This is a genomic window from Alkalihalophilus pseudofirmus, from assembly GCF_029094545.1.
Lineage (GTDB): Bacteria > Bacillota > Bacilli > Bacillales > Bacillaceae_D > Alkalihalophilus > Alkalihalophilus pseudofirmus.
In genome coordinates this window covers 511408-531348 of record NZ_CP117835.1, presented here as the reverse complement: position 1 = coordinate 531348, position 19941 = coordinate 511408, and the positions used below count along the sequence as shown (strand labels likewise).

Genomic DNA, 19941 nt, shown 5'->3' with positions numbered 1-19941 from the left:
CAAGGCGCTCATCACCTTGGTCTACTTTCGATTATTGATTGTATGCAGCCCATTATGCAACCCGTTTTTTCAATACTCCTAACATAACAGCCGTAACTACAGCCCCTATTAAAATCGCTAATCCATATAACAAGAACCCGCCTTCCACTAACGGAATAACAAATATTCCGCCGTGTGGTGCTCTTAAACCGATGCCAAACAATGCCGTCAAAGCACCTGCTACAGCCGATCCTGTAATAACAGCTGGGATGACACGTGCAGGGTCTGATGCTGCAAATGGGATCGCCCCTTCTGTAATAAACGATGCGCCTAAAATATAGTTTGTTTTTCCTGCTTCTCGTTCTTGCTTTGTAAACTTCTGTTTAAAGAATGTTGTAGCAAGTGCTATACCTAATGGAGGAACCATCCCGCCTGCCATGACAGCAGCATGCGGACCAAAATTCCCGGCATCAATCATCGCAATACCGAACGTGAATGCCGCTTTGTTAATCGGACCGCCCATATCAATCGCCATCATTGCTCCGAGTATCAACCCGAGGATGACCATATTAGTTGTCCCCATACCGCCTAACCAGTTTTCAAGTCCCGTGTTAAAGGCAGAAAGCGGAGTAACAAGAAGCAGCATAATCATTCCTGTTAAGAAGATGTTTAAGACTGGGTAAAATAAGATAGTACGAATTCCTTCGAGAGAAGCCGGCAGCCCTCTTAGCGCCCACTTCACAAGGAGAGCCAGGTACCCTGCAAGGAAACCAGCGATTAATCCGCCTAGGAAACCAGCTTCACCATTTAAAGCAATTAATCCCCCTACCATACCAGCTGCAAAGCCAGGTCGGTCAGCAATACTCATCGCAATAAAAGCAGATAACACAGGAATCATCAGGAAGAATGCATTTCCTCCACCAATCTCACTTAACATTTGGGCAAATTGATTATCAGAATCAATACCGAACATAAAGGAGATCGCAATTAAGATCCCGCCCCCGACAACAAACGGAAGCATGTTTGATACACCATTCATTAAGTGCTTATAGAATCCGTTTTTCTTAGTCCCTTCTCCTGCCTTATTCTCACCGTTAGATGCACCTGTAGCTTGATAAATCGGCGCTTCACCTGCGATGGCTTGTTGAATAAGCTCTTTTGGACGTCTAATTCCATCGGTTACCGGCCCTTGGATGACAGGTTTACCAGCAAAACGATCCATATCAATCTTCGTGTCTGCTGTAACAATAATCGCTTTAGCGTCTTTAATCTCTTGTTCTGATAAACGGTTTTTCACTCCGCTTGAACCGTTTGTTTCTACTTTAATTGACACTCCTTGCTTTTTGGCCTCTTCCTTTAAGGCATCTGCAGCCATATACGTATGAGCAATTCCTGTCGGACACCCTGTAACAGCGAGGATTTGAATACCTGTTGAAGAAACGGCTTCATCCTCACCATCTTCTTCTCCTTTTTCTTCACTTTCCTTTTGGTCAATCGCAGCTAGAATTTCTTCCTTAGTTTGTGCTTGCATTAACTGCTCACGGAATGCTTCATCCATTAAAAAGGTTGAAAGTCTTGAAAGAGTTTCTAGATGCTCATTATTTGCCCCTTCAGATGCGGCAATCATAAAGAATAAATAACTCGGCTGGCCATCTAATGCTTCATAATCAACCCCGTCTTTGGAGCGGCCAAAAGCAATAGCTGGTGTGCTGACTGCACTCGTTTTAGCGTGCGGGATCGCAATGCCTTCGCCGATCCCTGTTGTACTTTGCGCTTCACGAGCCTCAATAGCCTGCTTGTATTCTTTAGCATTTGATAGTCTGCCAGCTTTATCTAAGCAGTTCACCAGCTCACTAATGGCTTCTCCCTTTTTCGTGGCGCTCATATTAAGGACAATCGTTTCACTTTTTAGTAAATCTGATATTCTCATTTCTAATCACCCTCCCCCTAAGATCTTTTACTTTATATGTTTTATATCAATGTTCTCTTTTAATCTCTTCACATCTTCTAGCTCGCAGAAGCTTTTAGAAAATGCGGTAGCACTTCCGCACGCCACTGCAAAAGCAAGCTTTCCTACATCTGTTGAATTTGCTAATACTGAGGTGATAAATCCAGCTACTGTAGAGTCTCCAGCACCTACTGAATTTTGTACCTTCCCTTTTGGCGGAACAGCTGAATAAATTCCCTCTTTTGTCCCAAGCAGTGCTCCTTCACCTGCAAAAGAGATAAGAACATACTCAATTCCTTTTTCAATAAGCTGGCTGACATAGGGCAGTGCCTCATCAATATTTTTAATTTCAACTCCAAATAGCTCGCCTAGCTCATGATGATTTGGTTTAATTAATGAAGGTTTAGCTTCTATCGCTTTTCTTAAAGGTTCACCGCTTGTATCTAAGCATACAAACACCCCTCGCTCTCTAGCCGCTTCTATTAATACTTGGTATAAGTCATCATCAAGTGAACTTGGAACGCTTCCAGCAAGAACTAAGAAATCCCCTTCGCTTAGACCTTCAATCTGTCCCTTTAATTGAGTCACATGATCATTCGTAATCATTGGGGATGAACCGTTTATCTCGGTTTCTGTTTCACTGTATAATTTGACGTTGATTCTTGAATCGCCATGAACTTTAATGAAGTTCGTCTGAATGGCCTCCGCCTCAAGTGAGGAGGCGATGAAATCTCCAGTAAACCCACCGATAAACCCTAATGCCTCACTCTTATGTCCGAGTCTCTGTAATACTCTAGATACATTAATTCCCTTACCGCCAGGAACTTTTCTTTCGGCGTTAGAACGGTTAACGGCTCCTGCTGTAAAATTATCAACTTCTAAGAAATAATCAACTGCAGGATTAAGTGTAATCGTATAAATCATGATGGAAATACCTCTACTTTCGTTGCTTGGCTTATCTGGTTACGCAGTTCAGAATCTATTTGGGCACTTGTTAGAATAATGACTTCTTTCACATCAGCAAATTTTGAAAAGGATACTTCACCAAACTTCGTATGATCTGCCAACACAAAGCTTTCGGCAGCAAGCTTGATCGCTTCTTCTTTAATAAAGGCCTCTTCTGGATCGGGCGTTGTGCAGCCATCTTTCAAGCTTATACCATTCGTACCAATGAACGCTTTGTCAAAACGAAACCCTCTTAATGATTGAATCGCACCGCGTCCAACAAATGCTCTCGTTCCTTTTTTCACATATCCTCCGACCACATGGGTTTCAATTTCTGCTTCAAGCAGCTCTGCAATATTATTCAACCCATTTGTGACAACGACGATATCCTTGCCTTTAAGAAAAGGAATCATTTCAACCGTACTCGTACCAGCATCCAGAAAGAGACAATCTCCTTCTTCAATCAAGTCTGCCGCTTTTTTGGCGATCATCTGCTTTTCTTGACGGTTTTTGATTGTTTTTTCTGCTACAGTCGGCTCAACCAGCTTCTTTTGAAACAATGTCGCACCGCCATGTATGCGCTTTAATTTCTTTGATTGCTCTAGTTCCTTTAAATCTCTTCTAATAGTGGACTCAGAAGACCCTGTTATTTCAACGATTTCTTGAATTTTTATTGTTTCTTTCTCTTTCAGCAATGAAAGAATCGTTTCTTGACGTTCGATCGTAAGCATCGTTTAACACCTCTTACGTTAGTAATTACTATGAGTATACAACCAAATTCATTCATAATCAATCAAAAACATTCAATTATTCGTTCAAAATCAATCAACCTAAACAAAAAAAGCAACCACCTTTGGTTGCTTTTGTATTATTTGTTATAAACCAGTACTTGATTCCGGCCTTTTTTCTTCGCTTGATACATTGCTTGGTCCGCCCAGTCAAAGAGCATTTTACTGTCCCTGCAATGTTCATTTTGTTTTACTGCTACTCCTACACTCACCGTTACTACATTATTGATGACTGATGTCTGATGAGGAATCTGGAGTTGATAGACCACCTCTTTAATTTCTTCAGCTAAATATCTGCTCTCCTCAAGACTCGCTCCTCGCTTAATGACGGTAAATTCTTCTCCACCGTAACGGGCTAGGAAACCTTTGTGGTCTTGCACCACTCTATCAATGGCTGCGGCAACTTCCCTTAAGCAATCATCACCTTTCTGATGGCCATAAGTATCATTGAAGTGTTTAAATGAATCAAGATCGAGCATAATTAATGTTAAAAGAGACCCTGCTCTTTCACTCTCATCCCACTCAGCCTGCAAGGTTTTATCGAAAGAACGCCTATTAGGAATGCCTGTCAGCCCATCGATTTCTGATTTGCGTTTAAAAAGTAAATTAGCTTCTAGCAATTGCTGTTCGGTTATTTTTTGAGCGGTAATATCAGTGATTGAACATAGGACGCCTGTAATCTGATCAAATTCATCATACAACGGAGCTGCATTGACGGAGATGAGGGTTTTCTCTCCTCCCTCACCTTCGATCATATGCTCTATCCCAAATACAGGCTGTCTCGTTCTCATAACAACCGAGAAGGGAAGTTCCTCGTCTGTCATCGGTCTGCCATCTAAATGCCTGTTTTTCCATTCCGGTGCATTATAGCTTGAACGTACCCCTTCTCGTACTCCACCATCAAGACGAACCTTTAATATCTCCTCAGCTAACTGATTGGCGAAAATAATTATTCCTGTTTGATCCATCATCACAAGGCCGCTCGGAACCGTTTCGATAACTTGATTTAACTTAGCCTCACTAACCTTTAACTTGCTAGAAATTGTTCTTTGAATCGTGAGGTCCTGAACTTGAATGAGATAATGCTGTCTGCCGGCCTCGTCGTCTCGTATAAGTGAAATACTAAGCTCTACCCAGCTATCGCTTTCACTGAGGGTATCGAGCATGACCTCTTGATTCACGGACCTTTTTTCTTCGTGTAATAATGTATGAAAAGAGTCTGCTACCTCGTTTCGGTAAAGGGGATGAATATGGTCGATGAATATTTGAGACAAAATGCTCTCCTCTTGTCTATTGGTAATCTGACAATATGCTTCATTCACTTTCAAATAGGTCCCATCTATATCAAGGATCACTAGCCCAATCGTAGAGTAGCGAAATGCTTGCTCAAACATTCGATCGTCTTGAATTGATGCATCCATATCCCTCACCCCTTCACGTAATCATACTTAATGTTCCGTTCCTTCTTACTACATTGTATCGTATTATGTCGATTATGCGAGGGCTTTGTACAACTTTTTTGTACCTTTTTTCTAACCTTGAAGTTCTTCAATGAGTATAGAGAGTTCTTCCCAGCGTTCCATCGTATGATTCAGCTCAGCTTCAACCTTTTCTTTCTCACTCATCAAATCACTTATTTTCCCGTAGTCACTTCCTGCTTTAGTAATCGCTTCTTCTAGCTCTGCTGTTTTCATTTCGAGCTTCTCAATTTTCTCTTCAATACCGTCCCACTCTTTTTGCTCATGGTAAGATAATTTTCGTTTTGTTTTTTCTACTTTAGGTGTTTCTGTTTTCTCTTTCACTTTTTGAAGAGCTGCATTTTCTTCTTGTGATTGAAGGAAGTCACTATAATGTCCTTGGAATCGTTCTATGCTGCCTTCTCCTTTAAAGACAAGCAAATGATCAACCACCCGATCGAGAAAATAGCGGTCATGCGAAACGGTGACAACGACACCCGGGAACTGATCTAAGTAATCTTCAAGGACAGAAAGAGTTTGTGTATCAAGATCATTTGTCGGCTCATCAAGGAATAACACATTCGGCTCTCCCATCAGGATTTTTAAAAGATACAATCGACGCTTCTCACCGCCTGATAAACGTCTTACATACGTATACTGCATCGAACGAGGAAATAAGAAACGCTCAAGCATTTGCTCGGCTGTAATGACCTCATGGTTAACTGTATGAACAACCTCCGCCACTTCTTTTATATAGTCAATAACACGAAGGCCTCCATCAATCTCTTCATCTTCTTGAGTGTAATATCCAATTTTGACTGTTTCACCAACAAGGACCTCACCGCTTGTTGGTTTTTCTCTGCCTGCGAGCAGTTGAAGCAGCGTCGTTTTCCCGCTTCCATTAGGGCCGACAATTCCAAGTCGTTCACCTTTTACGATCAAATAATTCAAATTTGTTATTAACTGTTTATCCCCAAATTGCTTTGTTAAACCTTTTACTTCAAGCACCTGTTTGCCGAGTCTCGTTGAGCCAATAGCAAAATCAAACTCTCGATTCAAAAACTCAGGTGTATCTTCTTTCAACTCATCTACCCGCTGAATTCTTGCCTTCTGTTTTGTCGTTCTTGCCTTCGCCCCGCGGTGCAGCCAAGCAAGCTCTCTTCTTAAGAGATTTTGGCGCTTTCTTTCTTGCGTATGCTCTTGTTCTTCTCGTTCCGCTTTCAATGAAAGATATTCTTCATAATTCCCCTCATATGTATGAAGCCTGCCACGGTCAAGTTCAATCATCTTATTCGTGACGCGCGTTAAGAAATAACGATCATGCGTAATGACGATAAATGCCCCGCGGTACTGAGCGAGGAACCCTTCAAGCCATTCAATTATTGCATGGTCTAAGTGGTTAGTAGGCTCATCTAATAATAGAAGGTCCGCTGGCTGAATCAGTGCTTTCGCAATCGCAACCCGTTTTTTCTGTCCGCCAGAAAGGGAATCTATTTTTTCCGTGTAATCCGTTATACCAAGCTTCGATAAAATTGTCTTAGCAGTCGTATTCGCTTCCCACGCTTCAAGCTCGTCCATTTTCTGCTGCAGCTTCATTAAGGAAGCTAATTTCTTTTCATTAGCCGGATCACGTTCAAGCTCTAAGACCATTTCTTCATATGCTCTCATCGTCTTCATAATTGGTGAGTCTCCGTAATAGATCTGCTCAAGCACAGTTAAACCTGCTTCAAGCTCCGGCTGCTGCGGCAAATATTCAATCTGAAAATCATTCGCATGAATTAATTCGCCTGAATCCATTCCTTCTATTTTAGCAAGCACCTTCAAAAGAGTTGATTTTCCAGTGCCGTTTATACCGATCAATCCAATTCTCTCTTTTTGATTAATTGTAAATGAAAGATCATTGAAAAGAGTTTTATCCCCATATGTTTTGGTTAAATGCTCTACTTGTAAAATGCTCATTCTATCCGTCCTTTTCTGCGTAACTTCACAATATATTTATGCTGTCTAACATTTTATCTTTTACTGCTTCTTAATTGTATCTTATTAATTGTATCGTAACGACCAATCCCTTGCACCATCATATAAAAAAAGCATCCTTTCTTATTGGCGGACACTTTTTGCCAGACACAATAAGAAAGCATACTTTTACTTGTAAGGCTGCTCTTGATAAAAATAATTCGGACTTACTACTTTGTTATCGTAATCTTTATGGAAAATATGAGTTGCTGCAGGAGACATTGGCGGGATCAGCCAGCTCCACATCCCAGTCACCGGTCTGCCAGCATCCTCTTCTCTTTCCTCAAATCGCTTGAACTGCTTGGCTGCTGTGTGGTGATCCACAATGCTCACTCCTGCTTCTTTAAACGAATAAAGGACCGCACGATTTAATTCAACCAGCGCTGCATCCCTCCATAAATAAGCTTCTCTCTCACAATCGAGCCCAAAAATCCCCGCCACTTTTGGCAGCATATGATATCTTGTTTCATCTGCCAAATTCCTTGCTCCAATTTCAGTTCCCATATACCAGCCATTAAAAGGTGCTGCGACATAATCAATGCCCCCAATTTCAAGCCGCATATCTGAAATAAACGGCACACCATACCATTTTAAGTTCAATTGCTTAAATTGAGGCTTTGTCGGGTGAGTAAGCGGCACTTCCATGATGCACTCTTTTGGAATCTCAAACCACTTTGGTGTTCGCTTGCCGCATTGAATGACTAGAGGCAGCACATCAAACGGGGTCCCTTCTCCCTTCCAGCCAAGTTCCTCACACTGCTTCGTAAAGGCAATAGAAGCAGGGTCTCCAATAGTTCCACTCTCTGTTTCATACCCTGCATAACGAATTAATTGGTGGTTCCATATGCGGACCGGTACCTGATTGTTCGATGCAGGCTTAAAAACCGTTATAGTTGGGATGACTTTGCCTTCATTTGTGGCATAGGTTAAATGATAAAAAAGAGCGTCAGCAACCTCTTCTTCTTTACTCAAGCCCCTTTCATCAAGAACATGCATTGATTCCCAAAATAAACGTCCGATACAGCGGTTACTGTTTCTCCAAGCCATTTTTGCACCGTGCCTAAGCTCTTCTCTTGTGTGTGTATATGTACCCGTTTGCTCAATTTCTTGATTTACTTCATCTATCCGTTGGTTTAATTGTATATTAGATAAGCCCAGTTCTGAGTAACATTGAGTTAAAAAGGAAGCCGCTTCACTCTTTAATTTAGTTGGCTGATTACTCGCATTCATTCCCTCGCCACCTTTATGATTCCGTTCTTAATATGATCCCGTTTTCTCTTATGATATCTATTTTACAGACAAAAAAGCCATTTGGATCATAAAATTGTATCCAAATAGCTACGATTTATTATTGCCCTAATAATTCCTTAATTTCATCTTCCATTTTCTCAGGAGAAGTATTCGGTCCAAACCGTTTGACGACTTCACCATTTTTATCAACTAAGAATTTAGTAAAGTTCCATTTGATTTCTGAGCTGAGCAGACCTTTTTGTTCTTTTTTAAGATGTTTGTAAAGTGGATGGGCATCCGATCCGTTCACATTAATTTTCGCAAATAGCGGGAAAGTCACCCCGAAATTGATCTCACAAGCTTCTGTCATTTGTTCATCACTAACAGGCTCTTGATTCATAAACTGGTTGCACGGAAAGCCGAGCACTGCCAGTCCTTTGTCTTTGTACTGCTGATGAAGCTTTTCTAACCCTTTAAACTGTGGAGCAAGGCCGCATTTTGTCGCTGTATTTACAATTAGCATTATTTGACCTTTGTAAGTCGATAAAGAGACTTCTTCCCCTTTAGTCGACTGAACAGTAAAGTCATGTACGGTTGACATGGTTGTGTTCCTCCTTATAAAAACATTTGCATGAAATGTACAAATACATTATACAAAAACCATACACAACTACCTAATATATTGCTCGGATCAGCTACAGACTCTCTAGGTGCTTAATTTTCGCTAGGCTGCTGCTTTTGTATATTTTCAAACCGTTTATGCGTCTGTCAGACAGCCGATTGCGCTTGTTCCCGGAACAATTGCGTCATTAGCGGGCACAATTGCGCCGATCACACGTTATTGCGCCGATTCATCCGCTTATTGTATCTAGTGTACCCGGAATTGTATTCTTGCAGAGAGCAATTGCGTCAATCATCACTCACTCCCTCACTCGCCCCAAAATTAAACGAGAAAAGAGCTGTCCCCATTAGGGAACAGCTCCTTCTCCTTATTTTGCACGTCTAGCAAAATCGACAAAACGGAATTTATCTGGTCTATGTCGTGATTCGGTATACTGAAAAAGCTTGGCATCATCAAGATAGACATGACTTTTGACAACTACAACATTTGAGTATCCTTCTAGGTCAAGCAGCTCCATATCTTCCTCCGTCGGCTCTTCTACGGTAATTTCTTTTTTAGCAAAGCTGACGACTAGTCCAAGCTCTTCTTCAATATGAGCATAGATCGACTCTTCACAATCTTTCTTGGTTAAAACAGGCACCAAGTCAACTCGTAAGAAATCTTTGTCTAAAATAATTTTCTCCCCATCGATCTCACGGACACGCGCAACCGACCAAACCTCTTCACCATCCACGGCTTGAAGATGTTCGCGTAGAAAATCATTTACACGGTCACGACTAAAGGTTACAACTGTTGTTTTTGCACGCTTTCCCATTTTATCAGCCAGCTCCTTAAAGCTGACAAGTCCTGAAATAGGAAAATCAATTTTACTAATATCTAAAACAATCGAGCCTTTCCCTTGAACCTTTTGAATGTAACCATGCTCAGATAAAAGCTTTAATGCTTTACGGATTGTTTCTCGTGAAGCCTGATAGGTGTCAGCTAACTCATTTTCTGAGGGAAGCAGTTCACCAGGCTGGATCATTCCTTTTTGAATCTCTGTTGCTAATTGATCATAGATTAACCTAAATTTGTTCTTTGTCATGAATTACCACCCAACAGTATTTTATCATGATTTCTGTAAGTGATAAACGAGTGATTCGTAAGGACGAAGCGTTGTTAATTCAGATACTTCGGATGAATCATCATAATTGGAAAGCAGTAATTTAGATTGGCCATAACCCTCAATGACTGAAGCTAGTTCTACCGACGCTTCCTTTCCGTAGAAATTATTGACGACAAGCAAGAGCTCATCTTCGTATTCACGTACATAAGCAAAGATCTGATCATCATCTTCTAAGATCAACTTATAGTTTCCATAAGTAATCACATCGTACTCTTTACGCAGCTGAATTAAATTTTTATAATGGTAAAAAATTGATGAAGGGTCTGCCACAGCATTTTCTGCGTTAATTTGCTTGTAGTTATCACTTACGCCAATCCACGGAGTTCCTGTTGTAAATCCCGCATGCTCATCAGTATTCCATTGTACAGGAGTTCTTGAATTATCACGGGACTTGCGCTTAATGATCTCCATAATTTCTGCTTCATCAATGCCTTTTTCTTTCATGATTTTGTAGTAATTTAGTGTTTCTACATCACGATACTGATCGATGGATGTGAATTTAGGGTCGGTCATTCCAAACTCTTCGCCTTGATACACATAAGGAGTTCCTTGCATCATATGAACGGTTGTAGCAAGCATTTTGGCAGACTCTTTATGAAATTCTTGATCATTTCCATAACGAGTGACCACACGCGGCTGATCATGGTTGCACCAGAACAAGGCATTCCATCCCCCACCTTTGTGCATTTCCACTTGCCATTTAGTTAAAATCTGCTTTAGTGCTTGGAAATCAAAATTAGCAATTGCCCATTTCTCCCCATTTGGATAATCAACTTTCAAATGGTGGAAATTAAACGTCATGCTAAGTTCATTTCGGTCTGGGTTTGAGTATTTTATACAATGATCAATTGATGTCGATGACATTTCACCTACAGTCATACTATCGTATTTTGAAAGGACTTCACGGTTCATTTCCTGCAAGTATTCATGCACACGAGGGCCGTCTGTGTAAAACTTACGACCATCTCCAGGTGCGACAGATCCATCATCATTCGGGAATGTCTGGTCTTTTGAAATTAAGTTAATTACATCTAATCTAAATCCATCAATTCCTTTATCAAACCAGAAGTGCATCATATCATATACATGCTTACGAAGCTCTTCATTTTCCCAGTTCAAGTCAGCTTGAGTAACATCAAACAGGTGCAAGTAATATTGCTCTGTTTCAGGATCCCACTTCCAAGCATTCCCTCCAAACTTAGACTGCCAATTCGTCGGCTCAGCACCGTCTACAGCATCCTTCCAAATATAAAAATCACGATATTTATTGTCTTTTGATTGCTGAGATTCCTTAAACCATTGGTGCTCTGTTGATGTATGGTTTACTACTAAATCCATAATTAGTTTCATTCCGCGATTATGCGTTTCACTTAATAATCGATCAAAGTCTTCCATCGTCCCATACTCACCATGAATGGAATAGTAATCACTAATATCATATCCATTATCTTTTTGAGGAGACGCATATACCGGAGTTAGCCACAGAACGTCTACTCCTAAATCTTTTAGATAATCTAGCTTTTCAATAATACCTTGTAAGTCACCCACACCATTTCCAGTTGTATCATTAAAGCTCTTAGGATAGATTTGGTAAACGACTGATTTTCTCCACCATTCATTCATGTTATCTACACACCTTTCTAATCATCAATAACTTGTATATACAAGTTTACCTTTATTGCGTTTAAAAAACAAGAAAGCCATTTGTACTCAGCCTTTATTCACTTTGAATAAGCTGATCTACAAATGGCTTCACGTACAATGCAACCCTTTACTTACAGGTTAGGCTTGCGGATTTTTGCAAATAAGAACGTTAATACAATCGGTACAATAAATGCGATCGCCATACCAATGGAGAAGACCATCCATTTTCCGCTTGTAATCGAGAATACTGCTGGCAGTCCGCCGACACCAATAGCTGGGGCAGTCACCGCATTAAGAGTAATCCACACTGCTGCAAGGGCAGAACCGATAATTGCACAGATGAATGGGAAACGGTAACGAAGGTTGACCCCAAACATAGCTGGTTCTGTAATACCAAGATAGGCTGACACTGCAGATGTAAATGATAGTCCTTTAACTTTGTCATCACGTAGCACAAAGTACATCGCTAGTGCTGCAGAACCTTGAGCAATATTTGATAAGGCCACAATCGGCCATAAGAATGTTGCACCTGTACTTCCGATTAACTGAAGATCAACCGCAAGGAATGTGTGGTGCATACCTGTAATAACAAGCGGCGCATAAATCGCACCATATAACAAGCCGCCAATCGCAGCGAAGTTATCAAAAATACCTACAAATAAATCTGTAATCCCATTACCAATCGCAAATGTAATCGGACCAATCACAATGAAAGATAAGAAGCCAGTAACAAGAAGAGCAATAGGTGCTACAACTAATAGCTGGAATCCATCAGGAATACGTTTTTTAAGGGCAATTTCAATTTTTGCAAGGACAAATGATGCAATTAAGATCGGAAGAACCTGACCTTGGTATCCAACTTGCGCAATATCAAGTCCAAACAAGTTCCAATAAGGAATTTCTCCTGCTTCGAGTGCTTCCCCGTAAGCCCAAGCATTCAATAAATCTGGGTGAACGAGCATTAAGCCGAGTACAACCCCGAGGAGTTCATTCCCGCCAAACCGCTTGACCGCTGACCAACCGATTAGTGCCGGCAAGAAGACAAAGGCGGTATTAGCAATTAGGTGAATGATGTTGGCAAAGTCTGCCCATTGCGGGAACATCTCAACAACCGATTCACTTCCAAAGATCCCAGGTGCTGTTAGAATGTTGTTGATCCCCATTAATAAACCAGCTGTAACAATCGCAGGAAGGATCGGGATAAACACATCGGCCAGTACTTTTATAGCACGCTGTATGGGGTTTAGATTCTTAGCCGCTGCTGTCTTAGTTTCTTCTTTAGATGCTTCAGAAATACCAGCAAGGACAACTAATTCTTTAAATACTTTATCGACTAAGCCTTGTCCAATAATAACTTGGAACTGCCCATTTGTTGAAAATGAACCTTTAACAATGTCGATATTTTCTAGTTTTTCTTTGTCCACTTTCCCTTCATCATGTAAAGCAAAACGCAGACGAGTTACACAATGTGTAGCTGAAGCAATATTCTCTTTACCACCGATAGCCTCAAGTATTTGCTTAGCAGCTTCTTTGTTAGCACTCATTTTCTTTCCCCCTCTGTTAACGTTTTCATTTCCTTCGTAAAAATGAAAAATGACGTCGTTTTTTCCTATAGTGTTTCTTAACTACAAATAAATATGTGTCTTGTCTCTATTTGTATATACATGTTGTGATTACGTTTTCATTTTATCTTGTATATACAACTTCGTCAATCATTTTTTTCGACATTTTTTTCACTTTCTTCTCTTTACCCTAAATAAAAAAGATGAACACAAATGTGCTCATCAAAATAAAAAGGTATTAAGCTTGTTTTCTAAGCAGTACCGTCAAATGAATCTTCTTGGTAATCGTCATATAATGCATCAAGGTGAGTAATACCGCCCCTAAATTCATACCGATGATAATTCCGCCCATTCCAAATTCCGGACGGGACCCTAATACAAACATTAAAATAAACGATAAAGTGGTAGCCCATACGGCGTGCCAGAAAGCATCTTTAACAAGTCCGAGTCCAATTAAGTACGCCTGCATCGGCATCACAAAGTAATGAAATAAAAAGTAAGGGACGAGCAGCTGTAAATATCCTGCGGCAGGAGAATCTTCAAAAAAGAGACTAGTCAAGGGTTCTGCATAGAAATAAAAGACGTAAACAGCAGGAATGCCATATAGAAAAGTCGTCAGCATCACACGTCTAAGTAATTTCTGAAGCCTCTCTATGTCTCCTTTAGAATAGGCTTCTGACACAGCGGGAATAAGGACAATTAATAATGAATGAGCAATGAAAGCTGGGAAAAAGCCAATTGTAAAGGCAACGCCGGCAAGTTTACCGTACTGAACCATAGCCATGGTATCTATCATTCCAGCTCTAACTAACGCTTCTTTAATGAGAAACGGTTTAACAGCAAAAGAAGCAGCGTGAAAAATCCGGAGCCCTGTGGTCGGCAAGGAAACTTGAAGCAGTGATCTGCGTACAGAGCTTCCTGAGAGCTTTGCTTGCGGCTGCTTTTTTAACGTGTTCATTTGTAAGTAAAAAGAAATAAGCAAGTAAGTGAGTACAATCATTTCAGTAGCTATAAGCGCACATAATGAAACAAAAATTGCCGTACCCGCTTCAAATGAGAACAAAGAAAAAACTAGAACTAACAACACAAGCTGGCCAGCTCGCCTTAAAAAGTTGGCCACAGCCACTTTTCTCATATCCTGAGCACCCATAAAATACCCTCTAGCAACAGAGGAGAAGGCAATAATCGGGATTAAAATAATAAATAACATTGGTGTAGCCGGATGATAGTGGTCAAAAACAGGTATCATCGGCAAAATCACAAAAGCTAGTACGACAAAAACGACAGTACATACTGAAGCAAAACGCAGGGCATGAGAAAGCATGCTTCGGTGGTAAATGGGTTCTTTTTCCGCTACAAATTTCGAAATAGATATAGGCAGCTCTAAACTGGCAATGACGACGACAAATAAAACGGTAGGAAGGATTGACATATATAACCCAAGTCCTTCTTCCCCTAATTCTCTTGCAAGCACCAGATTAATCAAAAACTCTAAGCACTCACCAACAAACGCGACAATAATCAGTAAAACAGCACCTTTAACAAACGTATTCATACAAGCCCCACTCCCTCACCTTCTTATATATGAGACAAGTAGAGAAAATATGGGCGCTTTTTACAATCAAAAAAAACACCTACCATATGAGTAGGTGTCTAGATAGGTTTACTGACGGTCTCTCTCCGCTTGTTCATCCCAGCATTCTGTATTTTTCAAACCAGTAATATTTCTTGCATAAAACACAGGATTTTTCCCTGCCTTGCGCTGTGCCGTGTAATCTTTCAACACATCGAGCGCTACCTTACCAATTAGGAAGATCACGACTAAGTTTAATACAGCCATTAATCCCATAAATAAATCTGCCATGTTCCACACAAGAATAATCTCTGCAACAGAGCCGAACAGAACCATTAGTAATACAGCTACACGATAAACGGTTTTCCACGCAGAGCTCTCGCGAATGAATTCAATATTTGTTTCACCATAGTAGTAGTTACCGATGATTGAACTAAAGGCAAACAATAAGATAGCAATCGCTACAAAGCTTGGAGCCCACGAGCCAATATGCTGTGTTAGTGCACTTTGCGTTAATACAATTCCATTTGATTCACCTGTTTGATACACATCTGTAAGAAGGATCATGAAAGCCGTTGCTGAACAAATAATCATCGTATCAACAAATACTCCAAGGGATTGTACTAATCCTTGTTTAGCAGGGTGGCTTACATTTGCCGTTGCTGCAGCATTCGGCACACTACCCATACCGGCTTCATTCGAGAATAAACCACGGCGTACCCCTTGCATAATTGCAGCACCGATTCCTCCTCCAATGATTTCATTAATTCCAAATGCATTAGTAATAATTAAGTTAAAAACAGCTGGAATTTGCGTAAAGTTTGTAATAACGATAAAGAAGGCAATCACTAAATAAATAATAGCCATCACTGGAACAACAATCTGTGTCACACTTGCAATTCGTTTAACGCCGCCAAAAATAACTAAGCCTGCTAATACCGCAACAATAATTCCAATCACAAAACGATCAAAATTAAATGCGTTTTCAAAAGCCAGCGTAATTGTGTTAGCTTGTACCGCATTAAAGATTAAGCCAAAACATAGAGTGATTAAAACAGCAAAAATAATTCCTAAGCCGCGTTTATTTAAAGCCTTCTCCATGTAATAAGCCGGCCCGCCGCGGAACTGCTCGCCGTCTCTAACTTTATACACTTGTGCTAACGTACTTTCAATAAAAGCTGTTGCCATACCAATAAGTGCTACAACCCACATCCAAAAAATCGCACCAGGTCCTCCAAGCGCAATCGCAATCGCTACCCCTGCTAAGTTACCAGTTCCTACACGGGAAGCCGTACTGATCGTAAACGCTTGGAAAGCAGATATTCCTTTGTTACCATCTTTTTTCTCTGTGATCACTCGGAACATCTCACCAAAAAGTCTTACTTGTACAAACTTCGTAACAATGGTGAAGTATACGCCAAGGCCAAGCAGCAATGCGATTAAGACGTACGTCCACAGCAGGTTATTTCCGCCATCAACGATCCAGTTTAACCCGTTTAAAATACTCTCCAAATTTACTCACCTCTTTAATTTAGTATCTTGTTTATTATAAACAAGCATTCTGTAAAACGATATTTTTCTGAAATTTCAAAATACACAACCCTTATATTGACAGGTCTATCTTCCCCTCTTACAATAAAATTAACAGATGAACACATAAGACAATCATTTTTATATCAAAACCTAGTTTATAGGAAGTGGATTTTTCTAAGAGGATCATCTCTTATTTTCGCCACACAACTGCTTTTTGGCAGATGTGTGGCTTTTTTATTTTGAAGGGAGAGTTTCGAGATATGAAATCATGGATATACCCCATTCTTATCTTAATCGGCGGATGCTGTTTAGGGATCTTATCAACGTTCGTTAAGCTGGCATATGGTGCAGGATACACCCTTAGTATTGTGACACTAAGTCAATTTACTTTCGGCATTGTTTTGCTTTGGGTTATTTTCCTCTTTTCTCCAAAAGTTAAACTGCCTATTACATCCATTTTGACAATGTTTGCAGCAGGTATACCAATGGCTTTAACAGGCTTATTTTATTATCAAGCTCTAGAAACACTGGATGCTTCCCTTGCTATCATCTTTCTTTTTCAATTTGTCTGGGTAGGGTCCTTACTTGAATGGCTCTTACAAAATAAGCGTCCGAGCAAAGTAAAGCTGGTTTCAATTGCTGTCTTGTTAGCTGGATCTTTTCTTGCAGCTGGGATTGGGACAAACGGAGGCTCATCTTTTACTTGGATCGGAGCCTTTTGGGGATTTCTTTCATCCATCACCTTTTCTTTATTTGTGTACTTAAGCAGTTCAGCAGGCACACATCTTCCTGCTATTCAGCGCAGTACACTATTTGCTACAGGAAGCTTCATTTTAGTTCTCTTTATTTTTCCGCCGATGGTCGTTCTTCACACACCGTTATCAAGTGACATTGTGTTCTATGGATTAATGTTAGGTTTATTTGGAGTCGCCCTGCCGCCATTATTATTTTCTGTTGGCATGCCGCATGTCGGCTCCGGTCTTGGGACCATTTTAACGTCGGCTGAACTGCCTGTCGCTGTTATAATGTCCTATTTCGTACTTGGCGAAGCGGTTTCCATTTTTCAATGGCTCGGTGTCATCATTATTTTTCTAGGAATTATGGTTGGTAACCGAAAGACCGCCTCTGGCAAGATTCAGGCAAACGAAAAGGCTGCGAGTTAGTTCGCAGCCTTTTTAGTCGCCTATATTAAATTTCCATAAGTCTTCTCTAGAGGTTGTAATGGCTACCGCTCCTGCCTCAAACGCTCTCGTGGCATCCTCTTCTGTTTCAATTAACCCTCCCGTTATAACTTCAGTCTTCGTGTCCTTTCTGACCTTCTCGATATAGTGAGGAATCACTCCTGGAAGGACTTCAATAAAATCGGGCTCTATCTGTTCAACCAGCTTATAGCTTGTCTCTAGGGCAATCGTATCTAATAAAAATAAACGCTGGATAGCTAATACGTTATTTTTTTTAGCTGTTCTAAGCACATCGCCTCTCGTTGAAATAAGACCGGCCGGTTTAATTTGCTGACATAAAAACTCAGTGGAATATTTATCATTTCTGAGCCCTTGTATCATATCAGCATGAAGAATCACTTTTTTATTAGCCCTTTTCGTTTGATTCATGACTGCACCAAGCTGAGCAATATGAAGATCTAGCATGACCATATATTCGTCATTATTAGATAACACCTTTTCAAAATCTTTCATCCGCTTGATGGCCGGCAGCACTTTTTGACCGTTAAAGTTCATATGGTTCACCCTTACTTTACGTAATAATTAATTGAAGCAAGATAAAAAAGGACCACAACTAAACTTGATCAATTCATTAACGTATCACTTAACGAAAATCATTAATCAAAAAAGTTGCAGTCCTCTCCTCATAGACTCTTTATTAACTTACCCCAAGTATAGCAAGTCTTATTTATCACGTAAATAATAACCGGCTTTATGGGCGTCAGAGTGCAGGAACTATTTTGCTTTTGGTTTAAATCCCATTGTTGATTTAACAGCTTGCTTCCAGCCATCATATAAAGGCTGCCTCACGTCATCGTCCATCTCTACTTCAAACGAGCGGTCGATCTTCCAATTATCGGCGATTTCTTGTTTATCTTCCCAGAAGCCTACAGCAAGTCCAGCAAGATAAGCAGCACCTAAAGCAGTCGTTTCATTAACCACCGGACGCTCAACAGGCACATTTAGAATATCACTTTGGAACTGCATTAAGAAATTATTTTTAACCGCTCCGCCATCTGCACGAAGCTTTCTTAATTGAATGCCAGAGTCCGCTTCCATAGCTTGCAGAACGTCCTTTGTTTGATATGCCAATGACTCAAGCGTCGCACGAATAAAGTGTTCTTTCGTAGTGCCTCGAGTCAACCCAAACACTGCCCCGCGAGCTTCACTATCCCAGTATGGCGTTCCAAGACCAACGAAAGCGGGAACCATATACACTCCGTCAGTAGAGTCTACTTTAGCTGCATATCCTTCTGTATCCGATGCTTGATTAACCATGCGCATCCCATCACGGAGCCATTGAATAGCAGAACCTGCAACAAAAATACTTCCTTCTAGCGCATATTCAACTTTTCCATCTAGCCCCCAAGCGATAGTTGTTAAAAGACCGCTCTCAGATGGTACGGCTTTATCTCCTGTATTCATTAACATAAAGCAGCCTGTACCATACGTATTTTTAGCCATTCCTTTTTCAAAGCAAGCCTGTCCAAAGAGTGCCGCTTGTTGGTCGCCGGCAGCACCTGCAATGGGAATTTGTTCTCCAAAGAAATGATAATCAACCGTTTCCCCGTATACTTCAGAAGAAGAGCGAACATCAGGCAGCATCGTTTTTGGAATCGTTAATATCTCAAGCAGCTCATCATCCCATTTTAAGTCATAGATGTTGTACATTAGTGTTCGAGATGCGTTTGTGTAATCTGTAACATGCGCCTTGCCGCCGCTTAATTTCCAGATCAGCCACGTATCAATTGTACCGAATAGTAAATCTCCAGCTTCCGCCTTCTCTCTTGCACCGTCCACGTTATCAAGAATCCATTTTACTTTCGTACCGGAGAAGTACGCATCAATTAACAATCCAGTTTTGCTGCGGAATAACTCATTATGCCCGCTTGCTTTCAATTCTTCACAAATGTCTGCTGTCTGCCTTGATTGCCAAACCACTGCATTATAGACAGGCTTTCCAGTATGCTTGTCCCATACAACGGTCGTCTCGCGCTGATTTGTAATGCCGATCGCAGCAATCTCTCCAGGTGTCACATCCGCTTCAGATAAAACGCTTGCAATAACCGAAAGTACCGAACCCCAAATTTCATTCGCATCATGCTCTACCCAGCCTGGCTTTGGAAAGTGCTGTGTAAATTCCTTTTGTGCAGAATGAACAATTCCTCCTTTTTTATCAAATAGGATAGCACGTGAGCTTGTTGTTCCTTGGTCGATTGATAGAATATATGTTTTCTCCATGTCTTCCCTCTCCTTTAA

Annotated in this window: 15 protein-coding genes; 1 reads left to right on the top strand and 14 read right to left on the bottom strand. The window is 40.7% G+C overall.

The genetic code is table 11. The features are described from left to right. Positions 1-52 precede the first annotated feature (52 nt). The 12 genes from PQ478_RS02710 to PQ478_RS02655 all read right to left on the bottom strand — a co-directional run bounded on the left by PQ478_RS02710 (position 53) and on the right by PQ478_RS02655 (position 16441). Positions 53-1909: a PTS fructose transporter subunit IIABC gene (locus PQ478_RS02710; protein WP_289235765.1), complete on the bottom strand. Its 1857-nt coding sequence runs from the start codon at positions 1907-1909 to the stop codon at positions 53-55. A 27-nt stretch (positions 1910-1936) separates the two neighbouring features. Then, complete coding sequence (gene pfkB / locus PQ478_RS02705; RefSeq protein ID WP_289235764.1) at positions 1937-2851, bottom strand: 1-phosphofructokinase; 915 nt, start codon at positions 2849-2851, stop codon at positions 1937-1939. Then, positions 2848-3603, bottom strand: coding sequence for a DeoR/GlpR family DNA-binding transcription regulator (locus PQ478_RS02700; RefSeq protein ID WP_075683359.1), 756 nt, complete (start codon positions 3601-3603; stop codon positions 2848-2850). The genes pfkB and PQ478_RS02700 overlap by 4 nt, the downstream gene beginning before the upstream one ends. A 137-nt stretch (positions 3604-3740) precedes the next feature. Then, on the bottom strand, positions 3741-5081 hold the full coding sequence (locus PQ478_RS02695) for a sensor domain-containing diguanylate cyclase (protein ID WP_289235763.1): 1341 nt from the start codon (positions 5079-5081) through the stop codon (positions 3741-3743). A 111-nt stretch (positions 5082-5192) separates the two neighbouring features. Beyond that, a complete protein-coding gene (locus PQ478_RS02690; protein WP_289235762.1) occupies positions 5193-7076 on the bottom strand; it encodes an ABC-F family ATP-binding cassette domain-containing protein in 1884 nt (627 codons plus the stop codon). 186 nt (positions 7077-7262) lie between these two features. After that, positions 7263-8363 carry a nitric oxide synthase oxygenase gene (locus tag PQ478_RS02685; protein ID WP_075683356.1) on the bottom strand — a complete coding sequence of 367 codons (1101 nt, stop codon included), beginning with the start codon at positions 8361-8363 and terminating at the stop codon, positions 7263-7265. A gap of 118 nt (positions 8364-8481) precedes the next feature. After that, positions 8482-8964, bottom strand: coding sequence for a glutathione peroxidase (locus PQ478_RS02680; protein ID WP_012957491.1), 483 nt, complete (start codon positions 8962-8964; stop codon positions 8482-8484). 388 nt (positions 8965-9352) lie between these two features. Further along, positions 9353-10069 carry a trehalose operon repressor gene (treR, locus tag PQ478_RS02675; protein WP_289235761.1) on the bottom strand — a complete coding sequence of 239 codons (717 nt, stop codon included), beginning with the start codon at positions 10067-10069 and terminating at the stop codon, positions 9353-9355. A gap of 24 nt (positions 10070-10093) precedes the next feature. Then, entirely contained in the window at positions 10094-11773 is a 1680-nt protein-coding gene (gene treC, locus PQ478_RS02670; RefSeq protein ID WP_289235760.1) for an alpha,alpha-phosphotrehalase, read from the bottom strand. A gap of 152 nt (positions 11774-11925) precedes the next feature. Then, positions 11926-13338 (bottom strand): PTS system trehalose-specific EIIBC component, encoded by a 1413-nt coding sequence (gene treP, locus PQ478_RS02665; protein ID WP_012957488.1) that lies wholly within the window; start codon positions 13336-13338, stop codon positions 11926-11928. 256 nt (positions 13339-13594) lie between these two features. Continuing rightward, complete coding sequence (locus tag PQ478_RS02660) at positions 13595-14911, bottom strand: polysaccharide biosynthesis protein (protein ID WP_289235759.1); 1317 nt, start codon at positions 14909-14911, stop codon at positions 13595-13597. Between the two features lie 108 nt (positions 14912-15019). Further along, entirely contained in the window at positions 15020-16441 is a 1422-nt protein-coding gene (locus PQ478_RS02655) for an alanine/glycine:cation symporter family protein (RefSeq protein ID WP_012957486.1), read from the bottom strand. 281 nt (positions 16442-16722) lie between these two features. Here PQ478_RS02655 and PQ478_RS02650 point away from each other — a divergent pair, with 281 nt between their 5' ends. Next, a complete protein-coding gene (locus tag PQ478_RS02650; RefSeq protein WP_289235758.1) occupies positions 16723-17625 on the top strand; it encodes an EamA family transporter in 903 nt (300 codons plus the stop codon). A gap of 12 nt (positions 17626-17637) precedes the next feature. Here PQ478_RS02650 and PQ478_RS02645 read toward each other — a convergent pair whose 3' ends face one another. Both PQ478_RS02645 and glpK read right to left on the bottom strand, forming a co-directional pair. After that, positions 17638-18198 carry a glycerol-3-phosphate responsive antiterminator gene (locus tag PQ478_RS02645; RefSeq protein ID WP_012957484.1) on the bottom strand — a complete coding sequence of 187 codons (561 nt, stop codon included), beginning with the start codon at positions 18196-18198 and terminating at the stop codon, positions 17638-17640. Between the two features lie 219 nt (positions 18199-18417). Continuing rightward, positions 18418-19923, bottom strand: coding sequence for a glycerol kinase GlpK (gene glpK, locus PQ478_RS02640; RefSeq protein WP_289235757.1), 1506 nt, complete (start codon positions 19921-19923; stop codon positions 18418-18420). Positions 19924-19941: the final 18 nt, after the last annotated feature.

Excerpts from the sequence above, each read along its gene's own strand:
- pfkB (WP_289235764.1), bottom strand. The coding sequence starts at position 2,851 with ATGATTTATACGATTACACTTAATCCTGCAGTTGATTATTTCTTAGAA.
- treC (WP_289235760.1), bottom strand. The coding sequence starts at position 11,773 with ATGAATGAATGGTGGAGAAAATCAGTCGTTTACCAAATCTATCCTAAG.
- PQ478_RS02680 (WP_012957491.1), bottom strand. The coding sequence starts at position 8,964 with ATGTCAACCGTACATGACTTTACTGTTCAGTCGACTAAAGGGGAAGAA.
- PQ478_RS02660 (WP_289235759.1), bottom strand. The coding sequence starts at position 14,911 with ATGAATACGTTTGTTAAAGGTGCTGTTTTACTGATTATTGTCGCGTTT.
- PQ478_RS02695 (WP_289235763.1), bottom strand. The coding sequence starts at position 5,081 with ATGGATGCATCAATTCAAGACGATCGAATGTTTGAGCAAGCATTTCGC.
- PQ478_RS02645 (WP_012957484.1), bottom strand. The coding sequence starts at position 18,198 with ATGAACTTTAACGGTCAAAAAGTGCTGCCGGCCATCAAGCGGATGAAA.
- treR (WP_289235761.1), bottom strand. The coding sequence starts at position 10,069 with ATGACAAAGAACAAATTTAGGTTAATCTATGATCAATTAGCAACAGAG.
- PQ478_RS02685 (WP_075683356.1), bottom strand. The coding sequence starts at position 8,363 with ATGAATGCGAGTAATCAGCCAACTAAATTAAAGAGTGAAGCGGCTTCC.
- PQ478_RS02690 (WP_289235762.1), bottom strand. The coding sequence starts at position 7,076 with ATGAGCATTTTACAAGTAGAGCATTTAACCAAAACATATGGGGATAAA.
- glpK (WP_289235757.1), bottom strand. The coding sequence starts at position 19,923 with ATGGAGAAAACATATATTCTATCAATCGACCAAGGAACAACAAGCTCA.
- PQ478_RS02650 (WP_289235758.1), top strand. The coding sequence starts at position 16,723 with ATGAAATCATGGATATACCCCATTCTTATCTTAATCGGCGGATGCTGT.
- PQ478_RS02710 (WP_289235765.1), bottom strand. The coding sequence starts at position 1,909 with ATGAGAATATCAGATTTACTAAAAAGTGAAACGATTGTCCTTAATATG.
- treP (WP_012957488.1), bottom strand. The coding sequence starts at position 13,338 with ATGAGTGCTAACAAAGAAGCTGCTAAGCAAATACTTGAGGCTATCGGT.
- PQ478_RS02700 (WP_075683359.1), bottom strand. The coding sequence starts at position 3,603 with ATGCTTACGATCGAACGTCAAGAAACGATTCTTTCATTGCTGAAAGAG.